At 71.9% G+C, this 24,896-nt stretch carries 21 protein-coding genes; 12 read left to right on the top strand and 9 right to left on the bottom strand.

What is annotated here, in order from left to right:
• Positions 1-44: 44 nt before the first annotated feature.
• The 5 genes from A6A27_RS12735 to A6A27_RS12715 all read right to left on the bottom strand — a co-directional run bounded on the left by A6A27_RS12735 (position 45) and on the right by A6A27_RS12715 (position 7,141).
• Entirely contained in the window at positions 45-1,109 is a 1,065-nt protein-coding gene (locus tag A6A27_RS12735) for a succinate dehydrogenase/fumarate reductase iron-sulfur subunit (protein WP_073834791.1), read from the bottom strand.
• Positions 1,109-3,022 (bottom strand): fumarate reductase/succinate dehydrogenase flavoprotein subunit, encoded by a 1,914-nt coding sequence (locus A6A27_RS12730; protein ID WP_073834790.1) that lies wholly within the window; start codon positions 3,020-3,022, stop codon positions 1,109-1,111. Before A6A27_RS12730 ends, A6A27_RS12735 begins: the two co-directional genes overlap by 1 nt.
• Positions 3,023-3,032: 10 nt before the next feature.
• Positions 3,033-3,839, bottom strand: a complete 807-nt coding sequence (locus A6A27_RS12725; RefSeq protein WP_073834789.1) for a hypothetical protein — start codon at positions 3,837-3,839, stop codon at positions 3,033-3,035.
• Between the two features lie 429 nt (positions 3,840-4,268).
• Positions 4,269-5,708 carry a TldD/PmbA family protein gene (locus A6A27_RS12720; protein ID WP_073834788.1) on the bottom strand — a complete coding sequence of 480 codons (1,440 nt, stop codon included), beginning with the start codon at positions 5,706-5,708 and terminating at the stop codon, positions 4,269-4,271.
• Complete coding sequence (locus A6A27_RS12715; protein WP_073834787.1) at positions 5,705-7,141, bottom strand: TldD/PmbA family protein; 1,437 nt, start codon at positions 7,139-7,141, stop codon at positions 5,705-5,707. Before A6A27_RS12715 ends, A6A27_RS12720 begins: the two co-directional genes overlap by 4 nt.
• Before the next feature lie 247 nt (positions 7,142-7,388).
• Between A6A27_RS12715 and A6A27_RS12710 the strand changes: the two genes are divergently transcribed.
• The 5 genes from A6A27_RS12710 to A6A27_RS12690 all read left to right on the top strand — a co-directional run bounded on the left by A6A27_RS12710 (position 7,389) and on the right by A6A27_RS12690 (position 13,348).
• Positions 7,389-8,492, top strand: a complete 1,104-nt coding sequence (locus tag A6A27_RS12710; protein ID WP_073834786.1) for an ABC transporter ATP-binding protein — start codon at positions 7,389-7,391, stop codon at positions 8,490-8,492.
• Positions 8,489-9,514, top strand: coding sequence for an ABC transporter ATP-binding protein (locus A6A27_RS12705; RefSeq protein WP_073834785.1), 1,026 nt, complete (start codon positions 8,489-8,491; stop codon positions 9,512-9,514). Before A6A27_RS12710 ends, A6A27_RS12705 begins: the two co-directional genes overlap by 4 nt.
• Entirely contained in the window at positions 9,511-10,509 is a 999-nt protein-coding gene (locus A6A27_RS12700; RefSeq protein ID WP_073834784.1) for an ABC transporter permease, read from the top strand. Before A6A27_RS12705 ends, A6A27_RS12700 begins: the two co-directional genes overlap by 4 nt.
• A gap of 12 nt (positions 10,510-10,521) precedes the next feature.
• Positions 10,522-11,508 (top strand): ABC transporter permease, encoded by a 987-nt coding sequence (locus A6A27_RS12695; protein WP_073834783.1) that lies wholly within the window; start codon positions 10,522-10,524, stop codon positions 11,506-11,508.
• A 94-nt stretch (positions 11,509-11,602) separates the two neighbouring features.
• Positions 11,603-13,348: an ABC transporter substrate-binding protein gene (locus A6A27_RS12690; protein WP_073834782.1), complete on the top strand. Its 1,746-nt coding sequence runs from the start codon at positions 11,603-11,605 to the stop codon at positions 13,346-13,348.
• 84 nt (positions 13,349-13,432) lie between these two features.
• Here A6A27_RS12690 and A6A27_RS12685 read toward each other — a convergent pair whose 3' ends face one another.
• Positions 13,433-15,577: a S9 family peptidase gene (locus A6A27_RS12685; protein WP_073834781.1), complete on the bottom strand. Its 2,145-nt coding sequence runs from the start codon at positions 15,575-15,577 to the stop codon at positions 13,433-13,435.
• Positions 15,578-15,663: 86 nt separating this feature from the next.
• Here A6A27_RS12685 and mshB point away from each other — a divergent pair, with 86 nt between their 5' ends.
• The 3 genes from mshB (at position 15,664) to A6A27_RS12670 (ending at position 17,840) form a co-directional block, all read left to right on the top strand.
• Positions 15,664-16,587 (top strand): N-acetyl-1-D-myo-inositol-2-amino-2-deoxy-alpha-D-glucopyranoside deacetylase, encoded by a 924-nt coding sequence (mshB, locus tag A6A27_RS12680; protein ID WP_198940283.1) that lies wholly within the window; start codon positions 15,664-15,666, stop codon positions 16,585-16,587.
• Positions 16,588-16,604: 17 nt separating this feature from the next.
• Entirely contained in the window at positions 16,605-17,081 is a 477-nt protein-coding gene (locus A6A27_RS12675; protein ID WP_073834955.1) for a hypothetical protein, read from the top strand.
• A 294-nt stretch (positions 17,082-17,375) separates the two neighbouring features.
• Positions 17,376-17,840, top strand: a complete 465-nt coding sequence (locus A6A27_RS12670) for a hypothetical protein (RefSeq protein WP_073834779.1) — start codon at positions 17,376-17,378, stop codon at positions 17,838-17,840.
• A 27-nt stretch (positions 17,841-17,867) separates the two neighbouring features.
• Here the strand turns inward: A6A27_RS12670 and A6A27_RS12665 are convergent, their stop codons facing one another.
• Positions 17,868-18,863, bottom strand: coding sequence for a GNAT family N-acetyltransferase (locus tag A6A27_RS12665; protein WP_073834778.1), 996 nt, complete (start codon positions 18,861-18,863; stop codon positions 17,868-17,870).
• Between the two features lie 79 nt (positions 18,864-18,942).
• Here A6A27_RS12665 and fdxA point away from each other — a divergent pair, with 79 nt between their 5' ends.
• The gene (gene fdxA, locus A6A27_RS12660) at positions 18,943-19,269 is read left to right on the top strand and encodes a ferredoxin (RefSeq protein WP_007464872.1); all 327 of its coding nucleotides are present in this window, start codon (positions 18,943-18,945) and stop codon (positions 19,267-19,269) included.
• A complete protein-coding gene (gene dapC / locus A6A27_RS12655; RefSeq protein ID WP_083672585.1) occupies positions 19,266-20,375 on the top strand; it encodes a succinyldiaminopimelate transaminase in 1,110 nt (369 codons plus the stop codon). Before fdxA ends, dapC begins: the two co-directional genes overlap by 4 nt.
• Before the next feature lie 123 nt (positions 20,376-20,498).
• Here dapC and A6A27_RS12650 read toward each other — a convergent pair whose 3' ends face one another.
• Positions 20,499-22,340, bottom strand: a complete 1,842-nt coding sequence (locus A6A27_RS12650) for a M48 family metallopeptidase (RefSeq protein WP_073834776.1) — start codon at positions 22,338-22,340, stop codon at positions 20,499-20,501.
• Positions 22,341-22,613: 273 nt separating this feature from the next.
• Between A6A27_RS12650 and A6A27_RS12645 the strand changes: the two genes are divergently transcribed.
• Positions 22,614-23,639, top strand: coding sequence for a prephenate dehydrogenase (locus A6A27_RS12645; RefSeq protein WP_073834775.1), 1,026 nt, complete (start codon positions 22,614-22,616; stop codon positions 23,637-23,639).
• A 5-nt stretch (positions 23,640-23,644) separates the two neighbouring features.
• Positions 23,645-24,298: a nucleoside/nucleotide kinase family protein gene (locus A6A27_RS12640; RefSeq protein ID WP_073834774.1), complete on the top strand. Its 654-nt coding sequence runs from the start codon at positions 23,645-23,647 to the stop codon at positions 24,296-24,298.
• A gap of 12 nt (positions 24,299-24,310) precedes the next feature.
• Here A6A27_RS12640 and A6A27_RS12635 read toward each other — a convergent pair whose 3' ends face one another.
• A complete protein-coding gene (locus tag A6A27_RS12635) occupies positions 24,311-24,868 on the bottom strand; it encodes a sugar O-acetyltransferase (RefSeq protein ID WP_073834773.1) in 558 nt (185 codons plus the stop codon).
• Between the last annotated feature and the right edge of the window lie 28 nt (positions 24,869-24,896).

The raw sequence follows: 24,896 nt of genomic DNA, 5'->3' as shown, positions 1-24,896 counted from the left end.
GCCGGCGGCGTGTGCCGCGGCCCCCGTCTTCGTTGTCGTGCTGCTCAGTGCTTCGGCTGGTCCTGCTGCGGGTGCGCGAAGTTGAGGTGCTCCGGCGGCAGCGGGAAGGTGACGTCGTCACCGAACGGCGACGGCGCGGCGGCCTTGTCGAAGGTCAGCTCGGTGAGCGGCAGCTTGCCGTTGGCGTCGAGCGGGGGCGTGGTCGGGTGCGGCACCTGGCGGTGCCAGTTGACGCCCTTCTGCGCCTGCGCCTCGGATCGCGCGTCGTGCGAGCCGCCGGCGTGCGAGTGCACCCCGCTCTGCGCGGAGCCCGCGCCGCCGCTGTGATGCTCGCTGGTCACGCTGGTCTGAGGCACCTGACCCCTCCGGAAGATCTTGCTACCAAGCCACACAAGGGGATCGTACCTGCGGTCTACGACCCGCTCCTTCATGGGGATGATCCCGTTGTCCGTGATCTTGATGTGCTCCGGGCAGACCTCGGTGCAGCACTTGGTGATGTTGCAGAAGCCGAGTCCCATCTCGGACTGCGCGTACTCCTTGCGGTCGGTCTTCGCGTCGAGCGGGTGCATGTCCAGCTCGGCAGCCCGGATGAAGAACCGGGGACCGGAGAACGCCTGCTTGTTCTCCTCGTGGTCACGGATGACGTGGCAGACGTTCTGGCACAGGTAGCACTCGATGCACTTACGGAACTCCTGCGAGCGCTCGACGTCGACCTGCTGCATCCGGTACTCGCCGGGGGCCAGGTCGGCCGGCGGGGCGAACGCCGGGGTCTCCCGGGCCTTCTCGTAGTTGAACGAGACGTCGGTGACCAGATCCCGGATGATCGGGAACGTCCGCAGCGGCGTGACCGTGACGGTCTCGTTGTCCTCGAACGTCGACATCCGGGTCATGCAGCTCAGCCGCGGCTTGCCGTTGATCTCCATCGAGCAGGAGCCGCACTTGCCGGCCTTGCAGTTCCACCGGCACGCCAGGTCCGGCGCGTCGGTGGCCTGCAGCCGGTGGATCACGTCGAGGACGACCTCGCCCTCGTTGACCTCGACGGTGTAGTCCTGGAGGTCGCCGCCGCTCTCGTCGCCCCGCCAGATGCGGAACTGTCGCTTGGTCCCCATTACTTGCCCGCCTCCTCGGTGAGGGCGTCGAACTCGGCGAGTTCCTCGTCGGTCAGGTACTTGGCCAGCTCCGCCCGGTCGAACAAGGTGATCAGCTCCGGGCGCATCTTCGGCAGTGGCTTGCGCTCCAACCGGACCGCGTCGCCGTTCAGCGAGCAGACCAGGTTCACCCGCCGCCACGCCGGGTCCATCGCCGGGAAGTCCTCCCGGGTGTGCCCGCCGCGCGACTCCGCCCGCTCCAGGGCGGCCTTCGCCGTGCATTCCGAGACCACCAGCATGTTGCGCAGGTCCAGGGCCAGGTGCCAGCCCGGGTTGTAGCGCCGGCCGCCGGCCGCGCTCACCTTGGCCACCCGCTCGCGTAGCTCCGCCAGCTTGCCCAGGGCGTCGACCAGCTCACCCTCCCGCCGGATGATCCCGACCAGTTCCCCCATCACCGCCTGGAGGTCCTGCTGCAGGAGGTACGGGCTCTCCCCGGTGTCCCGCTGCAGCGGCGCCAGCGCCGTCTCCACCGCGGCCTCCACCGCGGCGACCGCGACCTTCGGGCGCGCGGCCAGCTGATCGGTGTACGAGGCGGCGTGGCCGCCCGCCCGCTTGCCGAAGACCAGCAGGTCCGAGAGGGAGTTGCCGCCGAGCCGGTTGGAGCCGTGCATGCCGCCGGACACCTCACCGGCGGCGAAGAGCCCGCGTACGCTGCCCGCCGCCGCGCCGGAGTCCGGGTCCACCTCGACGCCGCCCATCACGTAGTGGCAGGTCGGGCCGACCTCCATCGGCTCCTTGGTGATGTCGACGTCGGCCAGTTCCTTGAACTGGTGGTACATCGACGGCAGGCGGCGGCGGATCTCCTCGGCCGGCAGCCGGGAGGCGATGTCCAGGTAGACCCCGCCGGCCGGGGTGCCCCGACCGGCTTTGACCTCGCTGTTGATGGCGCGGGCCACCTCGTCGCGGGGAAGCAGCTCGGGCGGACGCCGGTTGTTGTCGGGGTCTTTGTACCAGCGGTCCGCCTCCGCCTCGTTGTCGGCGTACTGCTTGCGGAACACGTCCGGCACGTAGTCGAACATGAACCGCTTGCCCTCGGAGTTCTTCAGCACCCCGCCGTCACCGCGGACCGACTCGGTGACCAGGATGCCCTTCACCGAGGGCGGCCAGACCATGCCGGTCGGGTGGAACTGGAGGAACTCCATGTTGATCAGCGTCGCCCCGGCGCGCAGCGCCAGCGCGTGACCGTCCCCGGTGTACTCCCAGGAGTTCGAGGTGACCTTGTAGGAGCGGCCCACGCCGCCGGTGGCCAGCACCACGGCCGGCGCCTCGAAGAGGATGAACTCGCCGGACTCCCGGTAGTAGCCGAACGCGCCCGCGACCCGGTCGCCGTCGAGCAGCAGCTCGGTGATCGTGGTCTCGGCGAAGACCTTGATCCGGGCCTCGTAGTCGCCGAACTCCCGCTTGTCCTCCTGCTGGAGGGAGACGATCTTCTGCTGGAGGGTCCGGATCAGCTCCAGGCCGGTCCGGTCGCCGACGTGCGCCAGCCGCGGGTACTCATGACCGCCGAAGTTGCGCTGGGAGATCTTCCCGTCCTTCGTCCGGTCGAAGAGCGCACCGTACGTCTCCAGCTCCCAGATCCGCTGCGGCGACTCCTTCGCGTGCAGCTCGGCCATCCGGAAGTTGTTGAGGAACTTGCCGCCGCGCATGGTGTCGCGGAAGTGCACCTGCCAGTTGTCGCGCGGGTTCACGTTCCCCATCGCGGCGGCGGCGCCGCCCTCGGCCATCACGGTGTGCGCCTTGCCGAAGAGCGACTTCGAGATGATCGCGGTCTTCTTGCCGGTCAGCCGGGCCTCGATCGCCGCGCGCAGGCCGGCGCCGCCGGCTCCGATCACGACGACGTCGTAGTGGTGTCGTTCGATTCGCGTCTCAGTCATGTCCGGGCCTCTAGTTGATGAACCGCAGGTCGTTGAACCAGCCGGCCGCCACCGCCATGACGTAGAAGTCGGTGAGCGCCAGCGTGCCGAGGGTGATCCAGGCGAGCTGCATGTGCCGGACGTTGAGCCACGAGACGAACGTCCAGCCCTTGTACCGCAAGGGGTGCTTGGAGAAGTGCTTGAGCCGCCCGCCGATGATGTGCCGGCAGGAGTGGCAGGAGATCGTGTACGCCCAGAGCATCACCACGTTGGCCAGCAGGACCAGGTTGCCGAGCCCGAAGCCGAAGCCCTTGGGGGAGTGGAAAGCGTAGATCGCGTCGTAGGTGTTGATGATCGAGATGATCGCGGCGGCGTAGAAGAAGTAACGGTGCAGGTTCTGCCCGAGCAGTGGGAACCGGGTCTCCCCGCCGTACGCCTGGTGCCCGTCCGGGACCGCACAGGCCGGCGGCGTGAACCAGAACGACCGGTAGTAGGCCTTGCGGTAGTAGTAGCAGGTCAGCCGGAACAGCAGCAGGAACGGCAGGGTCAGCGCCGCGTCCGGGATGATCCACCAGCCGGGCAGGAAGGTGCCGACGTGGGCGGAGCCCTCGACGCACCGGTCGGTCACGCAGGGGGAGTAGAACGGCGTCAGGTAGTGGAACTCGTCGACCCAGTACCACTTGTGCATGAAGACCCGGACCGTCGCGTAGATGACCCAGGCGCTGAGCCCGACGACGGTGATCAGTGGCGCAAGCCACCAGCGGTCGGTTCGCAACGTCTTCGCCGCGATCGCGGCGCGTGCCCGCGCCCCCCGCGGCCTCGTTGCCGTTGATGTCATTCGAGTCGTCTCCCTGACGGCGCCCTCGCGGGGGCGGCGGATCACCTTCCGTACCGGCCAGCGGACCGGGCGAGACCACGTCCACTGCCACGTCTTGCGCACACCAACGACCGCGCCGGCGAACCGGCGCAGCTAAATGACACACGTTACGCCGATCTTCGCGGCCCGGCCGCGCAACGCAGTGTCCCGTGTGTCCCGCACGTTGGAAAGACCCGAGCCATGATCAATATCCGAGCGGCTGTCGCGGAACGGGCCAGCGGCTGACTCCGGTACACCGTCACCGGCCCCGGCAAGTCTCTCCGGACGCTACGAACTTGATGACGAGAATGAATCAGGGAGACGGTGAGTCGTCCACGTCATCAAGTTCGTAGCGGGTAGCGCGGCTGTCCGCCGCAGGAGGCAGGGTCGCGTCCGGGTGCCTGGCCCGGGTCACCCGGACGCGCCGCCGGTGAAGTTCCACGACGCCAGCCGTAGCGGTGGCGCCTCCCACCAGACGCCGTCCGTCCGGTCCGGCTGGCGGAGCGGCAGCCGGCCCAGGCCGAGCACCCGGCCCGGCCCCATGGCCCGGGGGTACGACTCGGTGAAGCGGAAGTCGCGGACCGCCCGGGTCGGCACCCCGTCCTCGACCAGCCACATCCCGTTCCGGGTCAACCCGGTGATGACCAGGCGTTTCGGGTCCAGCACCCGGGTGTACCAGAAGTCGCTGACCAGGAGCCCGCGCTCCACCCCGGCGACCAGCGCCGCGGTGTCCGCATCGGCCACCGCCCCCGCCGGGGTGCCGCCGGTCGGGCCGCCCGCCCCAATCCCCTCGGCCGGTCCGCCGACCGGGGCCGGGCTGTCACCACCGGCCGTGCGGGCGGCGGCGGGAAGCAGGCGGAGGTTGGTCGGGATCGGGCCGAAGGTGGCGGCGCCAGGAATCCCGTGCCCGGTGGACGCCACCCCCGCCTCGGCGCCGCTGCGGCGCTCGTGGGTCACCGCCCTGGTGGTGCCGGCGTCGACCAGGGTCAGTGCGTGTCGCGGGGTGCCCTCCAGGTCATACGGCAGGGCCGAGCCGTGCAGCGGATCGTCCACCAGGGTCACGGCCGGGTCGAACTGGGCAACGCCCAGTTCGGCGAAGGACTGCCGCTCGGCGTACCGCTTGCCGTTGAAGCCGAACCAGGAGAGATTCTGCAGCAGGTCGGCGACGGCGGCCGGTTCGAGCACGACCTCGTAGCGCCCCGCGGGCAGCTCGACCGGATCCGCCGCGGCCCGCGCCTTCGCCGCCGCCCGGCCGCCGAGCGCGGCGCCGTCGAGCTCGGTGAGCCGGTCGGCGCAGCGTCGGGCCACCCCGTCCGCGCCGCCGGTACGGGCGATGCCGTCCATCGCCGCCTCCGCCATCCGACCCGACGCGGAATGGCCGGCCGAGTTGGCGAACGCCCCCGACCGGTACGCCGTCCGGCAGTAGCCGGCCGCCTCCAGCCCGCCGACCGCGTCCACGAAGGCGCGTACCCGGGCGGCTCGCTCATCGGGCTCCGCGAACGCGGTGGCCTCGTCGAAGACCGCGCCCGCCGGCACCGGCGACGGCGGGGCCAGCCCGGGCCAGGCCGGGTCGGGTGGGCAGAGCCGGGCGGCCGCCAGGGTCCGCTCGACGAGGGCGGTCAGCCCGTCGGTGTCGACCAGGCTGCCGCTGCCGGCGGCCGTCCGCCCGTCGACGTGCAGCCGCAGCCGCACCGCCGTGCCCGACTCGGCGACGTTCTGGTGGATGAACGAGTTCGCGAACCGGGTCAACGCCAGGTCGGCGCGGGTCACCGTGACCTCGGCCTGCGCGTCCGGCCCGGCGAGCCGGCGGACCAGCTCCACCACGTGCCCGGCGATGTCCAGCTCGGTCATGCCCGTACCCCCACCCGGACGTTTCGGAAGCGGGCCGGTGCGGCCGGGTGGCCGGTGTGTCCGACCTGGCCGGGCTGGCCCTTGCCGCAGTTCGGCGTGCCCCACGGGACGATCTCCGAGGAGAGCATGTCCATCGAGCGCCAGAAGACCGGCCCGATCCCGGTGTACGTGGGATTGCGCAGCATCCGCCCCCGCCGGCCCTTCTTGACCTCCCAGCTGACCTCGCAACCGAACTGGAAGTTCAGTCGCTTGTCGTCGATCGACCAGGAGCGGTTGATGTCCATCAGCACCCCGTCGTCGGTGGCCGCGATGATCTCGTCGAGGGTGTGCGGGCCCGGTTCGAGGCCCACGTTGGTCATCCGCACCATCGGCAGCCGCGCCCAGCCGTCCGCCCGTACGCTGCCGCCGTAGCCGAGACCGGCGACGGCGGCCGAGTCGCGGCCGGCGAGCACCCCCACCCAGCGCCCGGCGCGGACCGCGTCGCGCTTGACCGCCGGGGAGCCCTCGTCGTCGAAGCCGAAGCTGCCCAGCGCCCCGGGGATGGTCGGGTCGATGGTGATGTTCATCAGCTCGGAGCCGTAGCGCAGCGCGCCGAGCCGGGCCAGGTCGAGCCAGGACGTCCCGGCGAAGGCGGCCTCCCAGCCGAGGATCCGGTCCAACTCGATGGCGTGGCCGACCGACTCGTGGATCTGCAGGGCGAGCTGCTCGCCGCCGAGGATCAGGTCGGTCTCGCCGGCCGGGCATTCGGGGGCGGTGAGCAGTTCCCGGGACTCCTCGGCGATCCGGGCGGCGTGCCCGGGCAGGTCGAGCGAGGTGACCAGCTCCCAGCCGGTGGTGCCGTACTGCCCGCGGTAACTCGGATAGGACCGCCGCTGGGTCTCGCCGTCGCCGATCGAGGTCGCCGAGATGCCACCGCCGGACTCCCGGATGCGCTGGTCGATCCGGTGCCCCTCGCTGGAGACGAACCACTTGGCGGTGTCCCAGATCTGGTAGAGCCCCTCGGCCAGGTCGGCGCCGTGTGCGCGCATCGTCTCCGTGGCGCGGACCAGCAGGTCGCCCTTGTCGGAGAGGGCGACACCGAGCGGGTCCACCTCGCACCCGGAGGCCCAACTCGCCACGGTGGCCGCGACGGGGACCAGGTCGATCGGCGGGCCGGGGACCCGCGCGCTCGCGGCGGCGATCGCCGCGGCGCGCCGCCCGGCATCGCGGGCCGCGGCGTCCGACAGATCGGGTACGGCGTGGAAGCCCCAGCTCGACCCGACCAGCGCCCGGACACCCAGCCCGATGCTCTCGTCCTGGGTCAGCTCCTCGATGTCGCCGTTGCGGGCCGACATCGACTCGTAGCTGCGGTGCATCACCCGGGCGTCCGCGTACCGGGCTCCCGCGTCGAGGGCGGCCTGGACGGCGGCGCTCGCCGCGTCGAACTCGCTCATGCGCCCGACCCTAGGCGAGGCCACCGACATCCGTCAGGAGACGAGATCCTCCGGCCGGATCGTCGCCCTTGCGGTGCGCTCACGGCACGAAGACATCGAGTTGCGGACATGAATCTCCTGCTGAGGGGCTGGTCAAGCCCGAAACCCACTCGTTACGCTCAGGCCGCTGACATCCCACGTTTTGTAGCTTATTTTCGCCTCCAGAACTTTGCTGTAAGTTCTCTTCGTCACTGAGGGGGAGGCGGTCGTGGGCAGGTCGGAGTCGGCGCCGTCCGGGGAACCGGACCGCCCAGTGGTGCCGGAGCAGCGCTCCGGCGAGGATCCCTACCTGCGGGTCAAGGACCTGCGGGTGCGGTTCGACACCGAGGACGGCGTGGTCCGTGCCGTCGATGGGGTGTCCTTCTCGGTCGAGCGGGGTCGCACCCTCGGCATTGTGGGGGAGTCGGGTTCGGGTAAGAGCGTGACGTCGTTGGCGATCCTGGGTTTGCACAACGCGAAGCGGGCCACGATCAGCGGGGAGATCTCGGTGGGTGGCCGTCAGTTGGTGGGCCTGCCGGAGGAGGAGGTCCGGCGGCTGCGGGGCCGGGACATGGCGATGATCTTTCAGGATCCGTTGTCGGCCCTGCATCCGTATTACACGGTGGGTAGGCAGATCGCTGAGGCGTATCGGGTGCATCATCCGCGGGCCGGCCGGCGGGAGGCCCGCGGCCGGGCGGTGGAGATGTTGGGTCGGGTGGGGATTCCGCAGCCGGGGAAGCGGTTCGATCAGTATCCGCACGAGTTTTCGGGTGGGATGCGGCAGCGGGCGATGATCGCGATGGCGTTGGTGAACGATCCGGATCTGTTGATCGCGGATGAGCCGACGACGGCGTTGGATGTGACGGTGCAGGCGCAGATCCTGGACCTTCTGGAAGACCTCCAGCAGGAGTTCCAGTCGGCGATCATCTTGATCACCCATGACCTTGGGGTCGTCAGCCAGGTGGCGGATGACGTGTTGGTGATGTACGGGGGTCGGGCGGTCGAGCACGGGAGTGTGGAGCAGGTGTTGCGGCGGCCGCAGCATCCGTACACGTGGGGGTTGTTGTCGAGTGTGCCGTCGTTGCACGGTGACGCGGACGCGGACCTGGTGCCGATCAAGGGCAATCCGCCCTCGTTGATCAACCTGCCCTCGGGGTGTGCCTTCCACCCGCGCTGCCGTTACGCGGACCGTAACGGAGACCGTTCCCGCACCGAGGTGCCCGAGCTGCGGCCGGCCGGGGAGGCGGGACACCTGGTCGCCTGCCATCTGCCGGCCGAGGAGCGCACCCGGCTCTACCAGCAGGACATCGCCCAGGTGGGAGTCGCGCAATGACCGAACCACTGCTCAAGGTGCGCGGGCTGACCAAGCACTTCCCGGTGCGCGACGGGTTCCGCGCCGGCGGCGCGGTGCGCGCGGTCGACGGGCTGGACTTCGACGTCCGGCCGGGGGAGACGTTGGGCCTGGTCGGGGAGTCGGGCTGTGGGAAGACCACCACCGGGCGGATGCTGGTCCGACTGCTGGACTCCACCTCCGGGTCGATCGAGTTCGCGGGGCGGGACATCACGCACGCCCGCCGCGGTGAGTTACGGCCGCTGCGGCAGGACCTGCAGATCATCTTCCAGGACCCCTACGCCTCGCTGAACCCCCGCCACACCGTCGGCCGCATCGTCGCCATGCCGCTTCAGGTCAACGGCATCAACCCACCCGGCGGCACCAAGAAACGCGTCCAGGAACTGCTCGAACTCGTCGGCCTCAACCCCGAGCACTACAACCGCTACCCCCACGAATTCTCCGGCGGCCAACGCCAACGCATCGGCATCGCCCGCGCCCTCGCCCTACGCCCCAAACTCATCGTCGCCGACGAACCCGTCTCCGCCCTCGACGTCTCCATCCAGGCCCAGGTCATCAACCTCCTGCGCGACCTGCAACGCGACCTCGACCTGGCCTTCGTCTTCATCGCCCACGACCTCGCCGTCGTCCGCCACTTCTGCCACCGCGTCGCCGTCATGTACCTCGGCAAAATCGTCGAAATCGGCGACCGCAACGACATCTACCAACACCCCCAACACCCCTACACCCGAGCCCTGCTGTCCGCCATCCCCGACGTCACCACCCTCGGCCCAGCCGGGCGGATCCGCCTGGCCGGGGACGTACCCACCCCACTCAGCCCACCATCAGGCTGCCGCTTCCGCACCCGCTGCTGGAAAGCCCAGGACCACTGCGCCACCGAAGAACCCGCCCTGATCACCCGGGACGGTGGTAGGCAGCTCACCGCCTGCCACTTCCCGGAGACCGGAACGATCAGCCAGGACTCCGGGCCGGCCGGCGCGACCGCCGAGGAGGTGTCGAAGTGAGCCTGTCCCCGGTCGAGGGCGTGGCCCTCGCCGAGATCGAGTCCACCGGGGGTCCCGAGGAGAAGGGGCTCGTCGGGCGCTCGCCCGGCCAACTGGTCTGGAGCCGGCTGCGCCGGGACCGCACCGCGATGGTCAGCGGCATCGTGCTGGCCGTGCTCATCCTGGCGGCGTTGGCGGCGCCGCTGATCTCGCGGCTCTACGGGGCGTCGCCGAGCCAGCAGTTCGGGGACCTGCTGGACGCCACCGGCATGCCGCTCGGCTACGTGGGCGGGGTCAGCGGCGACCACTGGTTCGGACTCGAGCCGGGCCTGGGCCGGGACATCTTCATCCGGATGATCTACGGCATCCGCACCTCGCTGCTGATCGCGCTCGGCGCCGCCGTGGTGACCACGACGATCGGTGTGGTGCTCGGGATCGTCGCCGGTTACCTGGGCGGCGTGGTCGACGCGGTGATCGGGTGGTTCACCGACGTCGCCCTGGCGATGCCGTTCCTGGTGTTCGCGCTGGCCGTGGTGCCGACGTTCTCGCTGCGCTTCTACGGTCCCCGGGACGCGATCCCGACCTGGTTCGCGGTCACCACGCTGATCGTGGTCTTCGCCGCGTTCGGCTGGACCGGCACCGCCCGACTGGTACGCGGGCAGGTGGTGTCGCTGCGTGAGCGGGAGTTCGTGGAGGCGGCCCGGGCCAGCGGGGCCGGGCTGGGGCACATGCTCTTCCGGCAACTGCTGCCGAACATCTGGGCCCCGATCCTGGTGGCGTTCTCGCTCGCCGTGCCGTCGTACGTGACGGGCGAGGCGGCGCTGTCCTTCCTCGGCGTCGGGCTGCCCGAGTCGGTGCCCAGCTTCGGCCGGATGATCTACCGCAGCATCGACTACCTGCAGACCGACCCGGCGTACGTCTTCTTCCCCGGCATCGCCATTTTCGCGCTCGTGCTGGCGTTCAACCTCTTCGGCGACGCGCTGCGCGACGCGCTCGACCCGAAGTCGTCACGGTAAGGGGTTCGGCACATGGTGCGGTTCCTGCTGAAGCGGCTGCTGCTGGCGGTCTCGGTGCTGCTCGCGGTGAGTGTCGTCAGCTTCCTGATGTTCTTCGCGCTGCCCCGCGACCCGGTGACCGGCATGTGCCCGAAGAACTGCAATGCCGAACGCCTGGAGCGGGTGCGTACCGAGCTGGGGCTGAACGACCCGAAGCCGCAGCAGTACGTCAACTACATGAAGGGTATCTTCGTCGGCCGCGACTTGGGCAGCGCCCAGGGCGGCAAGTGCGAGGCGCCCTGTCTCGGCTACTCCTATGTCAACAGCGAGGCGGTCAGCGACACCTTCGCCCGGGTGCTGCCGGTGACGTTGAACATCGTGCTCCCGGCGGCGGTCCTGTGGTTGGCCATCGGGGTGGGGCTCGGGATGATCTCGGCACTCCGGAGAGGTTCGCTGCTCGACCGCATCTCGATCGGGCTCACGCTGACCTTCGCCTCGTTGCAGCTCTACTTCGTCGGGGCCGTGCTGCTGCTGATCTTCGTCTACTCGCTGAAGATCCTGCCGACGCCCCGGTACACGCCGATCTTCGAGAATCCGGCGGAGTGGGCCCGGGGGCTGGTGCTCGCCTGGGTGACCCTGGCCCTGCTCTTCTCCGCGATCTACGCGCGGCTGTCCCGCGCCCAGATGCTCGAGACGCTCTCCGAGGACTTCGTCCGCACCGCCCGGGCCAAGGGCGTGGCGAAGCGGAAGGTCTACGGGCGGCACGCGCTGCGGGCGGCGATCACCCCGATCGTGACGATCGCCGGCATCGACGTGGGCGCGGCACTCGGCGGCACGGTCATCACCGAGACGACGTTCGGCATCCAGGGGCTGGGGCGGACCGCCGTGGAGGCGGTCCGCCAGGGCGACCTGCCGACCATCATGGCCACCGTGCTGATCTCCGCGCTCTTCGTGGTCGTCGCGAACATCGTGGTCGACCTGCTCTACGCGTACATCGATCCGCGGGTACGCCTCGGCTGAGCTCGCGTGTCGCCGTCGATTCGTTATCTGCTCGAAATTTACCGCGGATGAAAGCTGAGCGAAGCTTTCCTTCATCGGACCCGGAGGAGTGAGTATGCGAGCAAGACTCGCCACCGCCATGGGCGGTGCGATGGCACTGGTGGTCGCCCTCAGTGCGTGCAGCAAGAACACCGGCGACAACGCCGACAAGGTGGACACCAACAAGCCCCGCAGCGGCGCCATCGCGACCGACCCCAAGGACTCGCTCGGCCCGGCGGCCGAGGTGCCCGGCGCGGCAAAGGGCGGGACCTTCTACATCCTGCGCGAGAACAAGATCTCCCACCTGGACCCGCAGCGGGTCTACTCGTTCGCCGGGCTGATGGGCAGCCAGCTCTACGCCCGGTTCCTCACCACGTTCAAGGACGACGGCAAGGGGAACGTGACCCTGGTCGGCGACCTGGCCGAAACCCCCGGCAAGAACGTCAACAACGACTGCAAGGTCTGGGAATTCAAGATCAAGCAGGGCGTCAAGTTCGAGGACGGCCGTCCGATCACCTCCAAGGAGATCGCGTACGGCATCGCCCGCTCGTTCGACCCCGACCTGACCGGCGGCCCCACCTACCTGCAGGAGTGGCTGGCCGACAGCCCGCAGTACGACACCAAGTGGAACTTCAAGGCCAACAAGACCTCGTTGCCGCCGGGCCTCAGCACCCCGGACGCGCAGACGCTGCGCTTCGAGTTCAACAAGCCGCGCTGTGACCTGCCGTTCGCCGTGTCGCTGCCGGCCACCGCGCCGCTGCCGCCGGACAAGGACACCGGCGTCAACCTGGACAACCAGCCGTTCTCGTCCGGGCCCTACAAGTTCACCAAGAACCAGCCCGGCGTGGAGATGGTGCTGGAACGCAACCCGAACTGGGACCCGGCCACGGACCCGGTGCGGCACGCGTACCCGGACAAGTTCGTCTGGTCGCTCGGCTCGGATCAGGCCACCCAGACCAACCGGGTCCTCGCCGGCACCGGCAACGACGCGGCGGCGGTGGCCACCGGCGGCGTGCCGTCCGAGCTGATCGCGAAGGTTACCGGTGACCCGGCCCTCAAGGCGCGCATGATCGTCGCGGCGACGCCGAACGCGTTCCGGCTGAGCATCAACACGACGAGGGTCACCGACCTGTCCGTGCGGCAGGCGATCAACTACGCGATCGACCGCAGCAGCATCACCAAGAACCTCGGCGGCCCGTACGGCGCCGTGCCGCTCACCACCCTGCTGCCGCCCACCACGCTCGGCTACCAGCAGTTCGACGCGTACCCGGCCGGCGAGAGCGGCAACCCGGACAAGGCCAAGGAACTGCTCGCCGGCAAGTCGGTGAACCTGGTGCTCGGCACCGGCGACGAGACCTGGCAGCAGGAGACCGCCACTCAGGTCAAGGCCGCCCTGGAGAAGGCCGGCTTCACCGTCACCATCAAGCCCATCCCCGCGGACGGCTACCTCGACTTCGTGAAGAAGAAGAGCAACCCGTGGGACATCTGGGTCGACTCGTGGGCCGCCGACTGGCCCAGCGGCGCGGCGATCCTGCCGGTGCTCTTCGACGGCCGCGCCATCAAGGCCGAGGGCAGCAACAACACCTCCCAGCTCAACAACGACGCCATCAACGCGGAATTCGACCGGGTGCTCGCGGAGGACCCGGCGAAGCAGGCCGAGGAGTGGAGCAAGCTGGACGAGCGGCTCATGAAGGAGTCGGCGCCGGCGGTGCCGCTGTACAACGAGGTCATCTCCATCGCGCACGGCGAGAAGGCCGGTGGTGTCTTCATCGGCAGCATCTTCGGCTGGCCCAGCTTCGTGAACGCTTACGTGAAGCAGTGATGGCAGCCTGAAAGCGGGGGCCCCTGCTCAACGCGCCCGGCGTTGAGCAGGGGCCCCCGGCGCTACCGCTTGGGCGACGAACCATTACAAGTTGCGGCGGATGAAGTCCAGCTCCAGGCGGAGCAGGCGTTCGGCGACGCCCCCGGCGGCCATGTGGCTGGCCCCGGTGAGCGGCAGCACCGCGTGCGGCCGGCCGGCGGCCAGCAGCGCCGCGGAGAGCCGCAGCGTGTGCGCGGCCACCACGTTGTCGTCGACCAGGCCGTGCACCAGCAGCATCGGCCGGGCCTGCGTCGGGTCGCCGACCGGTTCGGCGGCCAACTCGACCAGCGAGTGGTGGGCGTAGACGTCCATGCCGTCGTCCGGCATGCCCAGAAAACGCTCGGTGTACGCGGTGTCGTACAGCGCCCAGTCGGTGACCGGGGCGCCGACGACCGCACAGCGGAACAGCTCCGGGTGGCGCAGCACCGCCAGCCCGGCCAGCCAGCCGCCGAACGACCAGCCCCGCACCGCCACCCGCGCCAGGTCGAGGTCCGGGTGCTTGCCGGCGAGCGCGGTCAGCGCGTCCACTTGGTCGGCCAGGATCACGTCGGCCACCCGGCGGTGGATCGCCTTCTCGAACGACGGCGCGATGCCCGGGGTGCCGCGGTTGTCGATGGTCACCACGGCGAAGCCCTGCTCCGCCCACCACTGCCGCTCCAGCCAGACCGCCCGGGCGGCGATCACCTCCTGGTGCCCCGGCCCGCCGTAGACGTCCAGCAGCACCGGCAGCTTCGTGCCCTTGACGTGCTCACCCGGGTAGAGCACGGCGCTCGGCAGCCGCCGGTCGGTCACCCGGACCATGGTCGGCCGCGGGGCGTACGGCGGGGCCGCGGCGAGCGAGCGCAGCTCGCCCACCTCCCGGTCGCCGTGCCACACCGTCCAGCGGGTGCCCGGGTGCTCCAGCGACGCGACGCCGACCACCAGCGTGGCGCCGCCGATCGCGGCGGTGTGCCAGCCCGGGTCGCTGCCCATCCGGCGGGCGTCCACCCCGCCGCCGATCACCGTGCGGACCCGGTAGAGGTGGCGCTGGCTCGGCTCGCCCTCGCTCGCCTCCACCAGCAGGTCGGTCGGGGCGCCGCCGCTGGCGGGCAGCCGCCCCACCACCCGGCGTACGTAGAGCGAGGGCGGGGTGAGCAGGGTGCCGTCGGCGAACAGGCATCGCGCGTCGTACCCGTCGTGGGCCAGCTCGCCGCCGACCAGCACCCGGCCGTCCGGCAGGTGCGCCGGGGTACCCGGGATCGGCTCCACCCAGCGCGGGTCGGCCAGCTCCGCGTGTACCTGCGTCTCCCCGGTACGCGGGTCCACCGCGAGCACCAGCCCGTGCTGCTGCGACCGGCGCAGCACGGTGATCAGTGGCCCGCCGTCCGCCCAGTCGACCGAGGTCAGGTAGGGGTAGGTCTCCCGGTCCCAGTGCACGTCGACCCAGCCGCCGTCGAGGTCGAGCAGGTGCAGGCTGACCTCGGCGTTCGGCCCGCCCGCCCGGGGGTACGCGACGGTCGTCGGCGGGCTCGCCGGGTCGGCCGGGTCGTGCAGGTGCCAGTGCGGCAGCCGGGACTCGTCCACCCGGGCGGCCAGCACCGAGCGCCCGTCCGGAGCCCACCAGTAGCCGCGGAACCGGTCGAACTCCTCCGCCGCGATGTGCTCGGCGAGCCCCCAGGTCACGCCGCTGTCCTCACCGGCCAGGAGGTTGTCGGTGCCGTCCGGTTCGACCACCCGGAGCTGGCCCCGGCGTACCCCCTCGGCGGCGTCGGTGACGTAGGCCAGTCGTTCGCCGGTGGGGTCGGGGCGGGGGTCGATCACCGGGCCGATCGCGGTCACCTCGACCACGTCACCGTGCACGAGGTCGGCCCGGAACAGCCGGCCGGCCAGCGCGAACGCGGCCACCCGGCCGGCGGCGTCCAGGGCGTACGAGCCGATGCCGCCGGCGGCGAGCCGCAGCCGCTCGCGCAGCGCCCGCTCGCCCGGGGCCAGCGCGGTCGGGTCGCCCTCCGTGCCGAGCAGCACCGCCGGGTCGGCGACCAGCCGCTCCTCGCCGGAGGTGACGTCCAGCAGCCAGAGCGCGTCGGCCGGGTCCTCCGGTCCGGAGGAGCGCAGGAAGATCACCCGGGAACCGTCGTCCGCGACGGAGACGGCGCGCGGCGCCCCGTGGCTGAACCGACGGGTACGGGCGGCCAGCTCGGGATAGTCCACGCCTCGGATCGTAGAGGCGTGTCGTGCGTGATGTGGCCGACCTGCGCGGACGCGTGAGCGTCGGGGGAAGAGGACCGCCGGTTAGAGTGACGGTCGTGACGAAGCTGCCCGATCGACGCCTCCTGCTGGTCCACGCGCACCCCGACGACGAGTCGATCGGCACCGGCTCGACGATGGCGCACTACGCCGCCACCGGCGCCCACGTCACCCTGGTCACCTGCACCCTGGGGGAGGAGGGCGAGATCCACGTACCGGAGCTGGCCCAGCTCGCCGCGGCCGCGGCCGATCAGCTCGGCGGGTACCGGATCGGCGAGCTGGCCGCCGCCTGCGCCGCGCTTGGCGTCACCGACCACCGCTTCCTCGGCGGTGCGGGCCGCTACCGCGACTCCGGCATGATGGGCCTGCCCACCAACGAGCACCCAAGGGCCTTCTGGGGGGCCGACGTCGACGAGGCCGCCGGCCACCTGCTGGAGATCATGCGGGAGATCCGGCCGCAGGTCATGATCACGTACGACCCGAACGGCTTCTACGGCCACCCCGACCACATCCAGGCCCACCGCGTGGCTATGCGCGCCCACGAGCTGGCCGTCGCCGAGGGGATCGCCCCGGCGAAGGTCTACTGGACGGCGATGCCGCGCAGCGTGCTGGAGGCCGGCCTGGACGCGTTCACCGAGACCTCGGACAACCCGTTCGCCGGCATCGACGGCGTCGACGACCTGCCGTTCGGCACGCCGGACCCGGAGATCGCCGCGCGGATCGACGCCACTGAGCGGCACGTCGCCAAGGAGGCGGCGATGCGGGCCCATGCCACCCAGATCCCGGCCACCTCCTGGCTCTACTCGATCGCCGGCAACTTCGGCGCCGAGTTCATGGGCGTGGAATATTTCACCCTCGCGGTCGGCGAGAAGGGCCCGGGCGGCGGCCCGTACGGCTGGGAGGACGACCTCTTCGCCGGGCTGCCACTGGACGGGCCGGACCGGTCCCCGGTCGCGGCGGCCGGTCTCCGGTGACGGTGCCGGCCGTACCGATGTCGGTCGCCCCCGAGCAGCAGCCCGCTCCGCCGCCCGCGCGGCCGGCGCGGGTGCTGGACCTCGCCCTGCGGGTTGCCGGCGGGGTGGTGGCGGTCTGGGCGGGCGTGCTGGCCGCGGTGCTGGACCTGCTCTTCGCCACCTGGGCCTGGGAGGTGGTCAAGGGTCGGCCCGGCGGCGCGGTCAAGGCGGTGGTCGGCACCTCCCTCGCGGTGGGCGGGATCGCCGCGGTGGTGATGCTGACGATCCTGGTGGGCTGGTTCGCCCACGTCGCGGTCGGTATGCGCTGGGCGGCGGCGCTGCCCGCCCTGCCCTGGTTCCTGGTGATCGTCGCGGGCGGGATCCGGACAGCCGAGGGTGACCTCGCGCTGAGCGGGGACAACGTGCTCGGCCTGGGGCTGGTGGTGGCCGGCGCGATCACCTTCGCGGTGCTGGGCTTCCGGCAGCTCGTGGTGCCGCCGAACGCCGCCCACTGAGGCTGGCACGCTGCGTCCGTGGCTGCAGAGCAAAGCGCCGAGAGGGTCCCACCGGCGGCGCTGCGGGCGCGCACGCTGAGGGATCAACCCCTGGTCGCGCTGCGTGGTCGAACATGGTGACCGTTGCGGCCGAACCGGCCGGCACGACGGGCCTGCGCCCCGACTCGGACCCGGCCCGAGGACCGGTTGCGCCCCGTCTCGGTGCCACGGTGCAGACGCCGCAGGGGTCGCGGTGGTAGATATTCCTGCCAAGGAGTCCGCCGTGGGGGCGGGCGCTATGGCGGGAGGCGTGCGATGAGGGAGCGGTGGCGCGCGGTCGGCGTGCTGGCGGCGGCGCTGTTCGTGGTCAACGTGGTGGCCCGGCTGCTGATCAAGTTCGCTTTTCCGGACAACGACACCGCCAGTGACCGCGTCTCCCTGGCGATGTTCCTGGTGATCGGGCTGATCCTCGCCGTGCTGGCCTTCCGCTGGGGCGCCGACCGGCCGCTGGGCCGCCTGGCCGGTGATCTGGCCGCCGCGGTCGCCGTGGCGCTGGCGCTGACCGTGTTCGTCGGTCCGCTGCTGGTCGGCGAGAACCCGTTCGGCGGCGGTGCCGGGCTGTTCTTCGCCCAGATCTGGCTCTACCTGGCGGCCACCGCGGCCGGCGTGCTGGTGGGCTACCTGAGCCTCACCGCGCTCGGCCGGGACTACCGCTCGCAGCAGCTCAAGCGGTTCGCCGAGCTGAAGGCGGCCAAGCCGCGCAAGGTGGTCCGTCGCTGATCCTGGCGTCGCCCCGCCCCGCCCCGGTCAGGCCGGGGCGACCCGGGTCAGATAGGTGTGGTGGGTCGTGAAGCCGAGCCCCCGGTAGAGGTTCACGGCCGGGGTGTTGCGCTGCTCCACCTGGAGGAACGCGTGCGTGGCGCCCTCCGCCAGGCCCCAGTGGACCAGGGACCGGATCACCCGGCCGGCCAGCCCCTGCCGGCGCGCCTCGGGCAGCACCTCGATCGACGTCAGCCCCAGCCAGCGGCCGCCGCCGGTCACTGTGCCCCGGCCGGCGGCGAGCAGCCGGCCGTCGGCGTACAGGTGGGCGAAGCGGATCCGGTCCACGGCGGTGAGCACGTGCCGGGCGGCGTCTGGCAGGCCGCCCTTGCGGCCCGCGGCGATCGCCAGCCAATCGTCGGAGGGGGCCGGGGTGAGCTCGACCGGCGGCTCGCCCCGCCCGGGCCGCGACCCCGGGGCCAGGTCGGCGCCCGCCCGCCCGGGCGGCGGCGCGGCCAGCGCGGCGAGCGCGGCCGTCTGCACCAGCACCGGTGGCCGGGCGGCCCAGCCCCGGGCGTCCAGCTCCGCGCCGACCGGCGCGGCCAGCGGCATGGGGGTGTTCACCAGGGCCGGCTGGCCGTGATCGGCGTACCAGCGCTGCACGGCGTCCAGCGCGGCGGGCAGCGGGCGGTCCGGGTCGCCGACCGGCAGTGCCGAGTTGGCCCGGCCGGTCCAGCCCGCGGCGCTGCGCAGCAGCCAGTCGCCGAGCCGGCCGCGTACCGGGGCGGGCCAGGCCTCGTCGGCGGCCAGCTCCAGGGCGGCCACCGCGGTGGCGGTGGGCCGGCGGGCCGCCGGGACCCGCTTGGCTCGGTGCACCTCGCCGACGGGGACCCGTAACCGCCCATGGTCGGTGGCCAGCGTGATGTGGGTCTCGCTCAGCTCGACCAGGTCACCGAGCGCGTCGGAGAAGAGCGGTCTGCCCTCGCGAATCCCCACAATCCGGCGGACCACGATCCGGTGTCCTACGTCCTGCTGTCGGAGCACGATCGACCCCCTCCCCGGCGAGATACTAGGCTCTTACCGTCGCGGGTGATCGCGATGAGTCTTGCGGAGGAGAAGACCGGTGACCTACATCATCGCCGAGCCGTGCGTGGATGTGCTCGACAAGGCATGCATCGAGGAGTGCCCGGTCGACTGCATCTACGAGGGCAACCGGATGCTCTACATCCACCCCGACGAGTGCGTCGACTGCGGTGCCTGTGAGCCGGTCTGCCCGGTCGAAGCGATCTTCTACGAGGACGACGTCCCGGAGCAGTGGAAGGACTACACCGGGGCGAACTACGAGTTCTTCGAGGACCTGGGCTCGCCCGGCGGTGCCTCCAAGATCGGCAAGGTCGAGAAGGACGCGACGTTCGTGGCCGCCCAGCCGCCGCGCGGAGAGGGCCACTGAACCGGCCCGCGCCGGTCTCGTCGCGGCTGCCCGACTTCACCTGGGACACCCTGGACGCCGCGGCCGCGACGGCTGCGGCGCACCCGGACGGTCTCATCAACCTCTCGATGGGCACGCCCGTCGACCCGGTGCCGCCGCTGATCCGGCAGGCGCTGGCCGACGCGTCGGACGCCCCGGGCTACCCGCTCACCGCGGGCACCCCCGCGCTGCGGGACGCCATCGCGGCCTGGGTGGCCCGGGCCTGCGGCGCGGGCGTCGACGGGCTCGGCGTGCTGCCGACGATCGGTTCCAAGGAACTGGTCGCCTGGCTGCCCACGCTGCTCGGCGTCGGTCCGGGTGACGTGGTGGTGGTGCCGTCAGTCGCCTACCCGACCTACGAGGACGGGGCTCGGCTGGCCGGTGCCACCACGATGCGCACCGACTCGCTGACCGCGGTCGGTCCCACCCCTCGGGTACGGCTGGTCTGGGTCAACTCGCCCGGCAACCCGACCGGGCGGGTGCTGCCCGCCACCCACCTGCGCAAGGTGGTCGACTGGGCCCGCGAGCGCGGCGCGGTGGTCGCCAGTGACGAGTGCTACCTGCCGCTCGGCTGGGACGCCGAGCCCGTCTCGATCCTCTCGCCCGAGGTCTGCGGCGGGTCGTACGAGGGCGTGCTGGCGGTGCACTCGCTCTCCAAGCGCTCCAACCTCGCCGGCTACCGCGCCGGGTTCGTCGCCGGTGACCCGGCGCTGGTGGCCGAACTGCTCAAGATCCGTAAGCACGCCGGAATGATCGTGCCGGCCCCGGTGCAGGCGGCGATGGTGGCCGCGCTGGGCGACCAGGCGCACGCCGACGCGCAGCGGGAGCGCTACCGCGCCCGGCGCGAGCGGCTGTACGCGGCATTCACCGGCGCCGGCTTCACGGTCGAGCACTCGGAGGCCGGGCTCTACCTGTGGATGACCCGGGACGAGGACTGCTGGGACACCGTCGACTGGTTGGCCCGGCGGGGCATCCTGGTCGCCGCCGGGATCTTCTACGGCCCGGCCGGTGCCCGGCACGTCCGGGCGGCGCTGACCGAGTCCGACGAGCACATCGCGGCGGTCGCCGGCCGGCTCGCCCAACCCTGACCCTCGCCGGGCGACGGCCGGCCCGCGGGCCTGCCCGCACAGCGGCCGGCCGCCCTCGCGTGCCGACCGGCCAGGTGGGATCCGGGCGGCGGCCGGCACCTGCGGGCCGGCCGCCGCGTCGCGTCAGTCGTTGATCTGCGCGAACACCCGCAGCAGGGTGTCCCGGCTGTGCTTCTCCAGCAGTTCGCTGGCCATCAGCTCCTGCACCTGCACCGTCCGGCCGTCGTGCAGGGTCAGCGTCGCCTTCAGCGGCACCTGCTTGGTCACCTCGACCGAGCGGATCTCCTCGTACGGCAGGTAGGGGTTGCGGGCGGCCAGCTCGGCGATCGGCGTCGCGCCGAGCACCTGCTTGAGCCGCTTCTCACCCTCGTGGGACTTCCCCGGGTCGGGAACCAGGACCAGCCCGTTGTCGAGCACGAACACGTCGTGCTCCCGGCCGTCGATCTTGATGTTGGCGAGGGCGCCGATCAGATCGGCGTTGCGCGCGGAGGCGCGGGCCTGCACCACCGTCGACTGCCGTACGTCGACACCGCGTTCGGCCAGGCGCGCCAGCGCCTCGTCCAGGGTCTCCGGGGAGACCGCCAGCTTCGCGATCTCGGCCAGGTCCCAGGGCTCGCCGGAGCGGCCGACCAGCCGGGCCGGACCGGACCAGGAGAGCTGCCAGTACGCCTGCCCGGAGCGCACCGCCGCGTTGTCGAGCAGCGTCTCCATCGGCCCGGCGAAGGCCGCCGCGGCCTCCTTGCGGGTGGCATCGGGGAAGAACTGCTCGGCGAACTCGCCGAGCCGGCGGTCGCGGACCAGCTCCAGGATGGTCGGCAGGCCCGGCGACGGCGTGCCGGTGAACCGGCCGGCCGCCCGGTAGAGGTGGTCCGCCTGCTCCTGCACCGAGGTGGCCACCGACTCAGCGGTGAACTCGGCCCAGGGCAGCAGCCGCCGGGATCCGTACGCGACGACGGCGCCCTGCAGGGCGCGGCCGGCGGCGGCCACGTCGGCCAGCATGATCCACGCGGGCCGGTCGTCCGGCGCCACCGGCACCGGTGGCATCTGGGCGATCGCGGCCACCCGGACCCCGACCGGCGGGTGGGTGTCCCAGCGGGACGGCTCCCGGTCCGGGGCGTTCTCCCGCACCTCGTCGATCTCGTCGCGGCGCGCCTGGAGCAGGTGGCCGAAACCGCCGAAGAAGTCGTCCGGCGCCAGCCCGGCCGCCCAGCCCGGCTCGATGTACCGGCTCTCGTAGAAGTTCCAGGCCGCGCCGATCGCGGGCAGCGTACGCAGCGCGGAGGTCATCGCCTCGTGGCCGGCGAGGCGTACGGCCGCCTGGTCCGCCTCCAGCTCCTGTCGCCGTACGTTGGCCCGGTCGACCAGCAGGTAGAGCTTCGAGTACCCCTTGAAGACCCACCCGATCGGGTTGCGCGGCCTGATCCGCTCGATCGTCTCCTCGATGGCCAGTCGGCCCCGGTAGGCGACCCCACCCAGACGGGTGTGGCTGCCCGAGTAGTGGCCGAGCTCGTGCGCGAGCACCGCCCGGAGCTGGTCGACCCGCATCCCCTGGAGCAGCGGCAGGCCGACGTAGAGGGTGCGCCGGCCGCCGAGCAGACCGAGCAGGCGGCTCTGCTCGGTGACCGCGGCGTTCACGTTCGGCACCAGGCGGATCTCGTCCGGCGCCCGGGTGCCGACCGCCTGCGCCAGCTCCCGTACGGTTGCCCAGAGCAGCGGCGCCCCCTGCTCGGTCAGGATCAGGCCAGGCGCCGGCTCGCTCTTGACACTGATCGCCTTCCACAACCCGACGGCCACCGCACCGAGGGCGAGCAGCAGCGGGAGCAGGAGCTTCACGGTCAGCACGCCGGTGGTGTGGTGGAACAACCACACGCCGAGCGCGGCCACCGCGGCGAGCTGCAGCAGCGCGACGACGTAGAAACCGATCAACATGACCACCGAGGCGAGTGCCCGGTACGTCGCGGACATGTGTTTCCTTTCCCCGTGAGAAGCGCCCGCCGTCGATGCCGGGCGGGTCGCCGGGGACCGTACGACGTGAGCGCTGCTCGGACAACCCCCTTCCGTCCCCATCCGACCGGCCCCTACGATCCGCGGCGAGGATCACGGGGGAGGGCGGCGCAGGTGGCCGCCGCTGGCAGCGCACGTGACCGGGGGTCGGGGCTGCGGCCCGGACGTTATCCTCGGCGGGACTTCCAGCGGGGCCGACCCGGCCCCCGTACGACGGGACGCCGAGGTGGGCCGATGACGGGCGGGACCGGCGGATTGGCGCGGGCGGCGGTGGTCGGCACCGGCCTGATCGGTGGCTCGGTGCTGCTCCGGCTCCGGGACACCGGGCTCGACGTGACCGGCTGGGACCCGGACCCGGCGACCCGGCGGTACACCCAGCGGCAGGGCGTCCTCGCCCCGGACGCGCTGGAGGAGGCGGTCGCCGGCCGGGACATCGTCTTCCTCTGTGGCCCGCTGCCCACGCTGCCCCGGACGCTGGCCCGGGTGGCTGCCGCCACCGACGACCGGTGCGTGCTCACCGACGTGGGCAGCACCAAGTCGGACGTCGCCACCGCCGCCATGCTGCACGGGCTCGGGCACCGGTTCGTGCCCGGCCACCCGATGGCCGGCGCCGACCGGGCCGGCCTCGCCGCCGCCAGTCCGACGCTGCTCGACGGGGCCGCCTGGGTGCTCTGCCCGGGGCCGACCGGGCTGGACGCGTTCCGGCGGCTCGCCGCGCTGGTCATCGACGTCTTCCACGCCCGGGTGGTGCCGATGTCCGCTCCGGAGCACGACACCGCCGCGGCGCTCGCCTCCCACGTGCCGCACCTGCTCGCCGGCGCGCTGGCCGGGGCGGTGCAGCGGGCCGTGCTGCGTGACGCGGTGCTGTCGCTCGCCGCGGGCAGCTTCTCCGACGGCACCCGGGTGGCCGGCGGCCCGCCCGAGCGGACCGCGAACATGCTGCTCGGCAACCGGGAGCGGGTGCTGACCGAGCTGGATGCGGTCCGCGCCGTCCTCGACGAGCTCGCCGAAGCGTTGCGGGCCGGGGACGCCGGGGCGCTCACCGGCCGGCTCGACGAGGGACGGGTGGCCCGGGCGGCGCTGGGCGAGCGCTCGTTCACCACCCACCGGTGCGAGTTCCCGGCCGGCGCGGAGCACGCGGGCGAGCTGGCGTACCTGCGGGAGCTGGGGGTGGCCGGCGGCCACCTGACGGGCTGCCGGGTCGCGGCCGGGGCGGTCACCTACACGGCGCACCTTCCGTCCGCCACGCCACTAGGGTGAGATGCATGGCGGACGCTCCGGCGCAGGTGCTCCCCGTCGAGGAGCTGGTGGCCCGGGCGCGTGCCCTCGCCGACGCCGGCCCGCGGCAGCTGCTCGGCATCGCCGGTGCGCCCGGGGCGGGCAAGTCCACCCTGGCCGAGCGGATCGTCGCCGAGGTCGGGCCGCTCGCCCGGCTGGTGCCGATGGACGGCTTCCACCTGGCGCAGTCGGCGCTGGTCCGGCTGGACCGGGACGGGCGCAAGGGGGCACCGGACACGTTCGACGTCAACGGGTTCGTCACCACCCTGCGCCGACTGCGCCGGATCGAGCCCACCTCGGTCTGGGCGCCGGCGTTCCGGCGCGACCTGGAGGAGCCGATCGCCGGGTCGATCGAGGTGCCGCCGGAGGTCCGGCTGGTGGTGACCGAGGGCAACTACCTGCTGCTCCGCGACGACCCGTGGGAGGAGGTACGCACCCTGCTGCACGACGTCTGGTTCCTCGACCTGGACGCCGAGCTGCGGGTGCGCCGGCTGACCGCCCGGCACGAGGCCTACGGGAAGACCCCGGAGCAGGCGCGAGCCTGGGCGCTCGGCAGCGACGAGTTGAACGCCGCCCTGGTCGCCGCGACCGCCGGGCACGCCGATCTGGTGGTCCGGCTGGCCGAACCGCCGCCGCGGTGACGGGCCCGCCGCTCAGCCGAGGGTGCGGACGGGTCGCGCCGGGTTACCCACGGCCACCACGTTGGCGGGCAGGTCCCGGGTCACCACGGCACCCGCGCCGACCACGGTGTTCTCCCCGATGGTGACTCCGGCCAGCACGATGACCCCGCCCCCGAGCCAGACGTTGTCCCCGATCGTGATGGGCTTCGCCGCCTCCCACTTGGCCCGCCGGGGCTCCGGCTCGACCGGGTGGGTGGCGGTGAGCAGTTGCACGTTCGGTCCCAGTTGGACGTCCGCGCCGATGGTGATCCGGGCGACGTCGAGGAAGACCGCGTTGAAGTTGACGAAGGTGCGCGGGCCGAGGTGGGTCTGCCAGCCGTAGTCGCAGTAGAACGGTGGCCGGACCCAGGCGCCCTCGCCCACCGTGCCGAGCAGTTCGCGCAGTGCGGCGAGCCGCCCCTCGGGTTCGTCGGCCGAGCTGGTGTTGAACCGTTCGGTGAGCCGGGCGGCCCGGTCCAGATCGGCGGCGATCTCGAGATCGTCCGCGATGTACAGCTCGCCGGCGAGCATGCGTTCCTTCATCGTGGTCACGACGAAATCATGCCCGGTCGGGTGCCCG

It is taken from the genome of Micromonospora sp. CB01531 (assembly GCF_001905095.1).
Taxonomy (GTDB): Bacteria; Actinomycetota; Actinomycetes; order Mycobacteriales; family Micromonosporaceae; genus Micromonospora.
The sequence above is the reverse complement of the archived record's forward strand: the minus strand, read 5'-3'. Positions and strand labels throughout refer to the sequence as shown.

What these genes read in the sequence shown, in the direction of transcription:
- A6A27_RS12735 (WP_073834791.1), bottom strand. Translation starts at nt 1,109, where the DNA reads ATGGGGACCAAGCGACAGTTCCGCATCTGGCGGGGCGACGAGAGCGGC.
- A6A27_RS12730 (WP_073834790.1), bottom strand. Translation starts at nt 3,022, where the DNA reads ATGACTGAGACGCGAATCGAACGACACCACTACGACGTCGTCGTGATC.
- A6A27_RS12725 (WP_073834789.1), bottom strand. Translation starts at nt 3,839, where the DNA reads ATGACATCAACGGCAACGAGGCCGCGGGGGGCGCGGGCACGCGCCGCG.
- A6A27_RS12720 (WP_073834788.1), bottom strand. Translation starts at nt 5,708, where the DNA reads ATGACCGAGCTGGACATCGCCGGGCACGTGGTGGAGCTGGTCCGCCGG.
- A6A27_RS12715 (WP_073834787.1), bottom strand. Translation starts at nt 7,141, where the DNA reads ATGAGCGAGTTCGACGCGGCGAGCGCCGCCGTCCAGGCCGCCCTCGAC.
- A6A27_RS12705 (WP_073834785.1), top strand. Translation starts at nt 8,489, where the DNA reads ATGACCGAACCACTGCTCAAGGTGCGCGGGCTGACCAAGCACTTCCCG.
- A6A27_RS12695 (WP_073834783.1), top strand. Translation starts at nt 10,522, where the DNA reads ATGGTGCGGTTCCTGCTGAAGCGGCTGCTGCTGGCGGTCTCGGTGCTG.
- A6A27_RS12690 (WP_073834782.1), top strand. Translation starts at nt 11,603, where the DNA reads ATGCGAGCAAGACTCGCCACCGCCATGGGCGGTGCGATGGCACTGGTG.
- A6A27_RS12675 (WP_073834955.1), top strand. Translation starts at nt 16,605, where the DNA reads ATGTCGGTCGCCCCCGAGCAGCAGCCCGCTCCGCCGCCCGCGCGGCCG.
- A6A27_RS12670 (WP_073834779.1), top strand. Translation starts at nt 17,376, where the DNA reads ATGAGGGAGCGGTGGCGCGCGGTCGGCGTGCTGGCGGCGGCGCTGTTC.
- A6A27_RS12650 (WP_073834776.1), bottom strand. Translation starts at nt 22,340, where the DNA reads ATGTCCGCGACGTACCGGGCACTCGCCTCGGTGGTCATGTTGATCGGT.
- A6A27_RS12645 (WP_073834775.1), top strand. Translation starts at nt 22,614, where the DNA reads ATGACGGGCGGGACCGGCGGATTGGCGCGGGCGGCGGTGGTCGGCACC.
- A6A27_RS12640 (WP_073834774.1), top strand. Translation starts at nt 23,645, where the DNA reads ATGGCGGACGCTCCGGCGCAGGTGCTCCCCGTCGAGGAGCTGGTGGCC.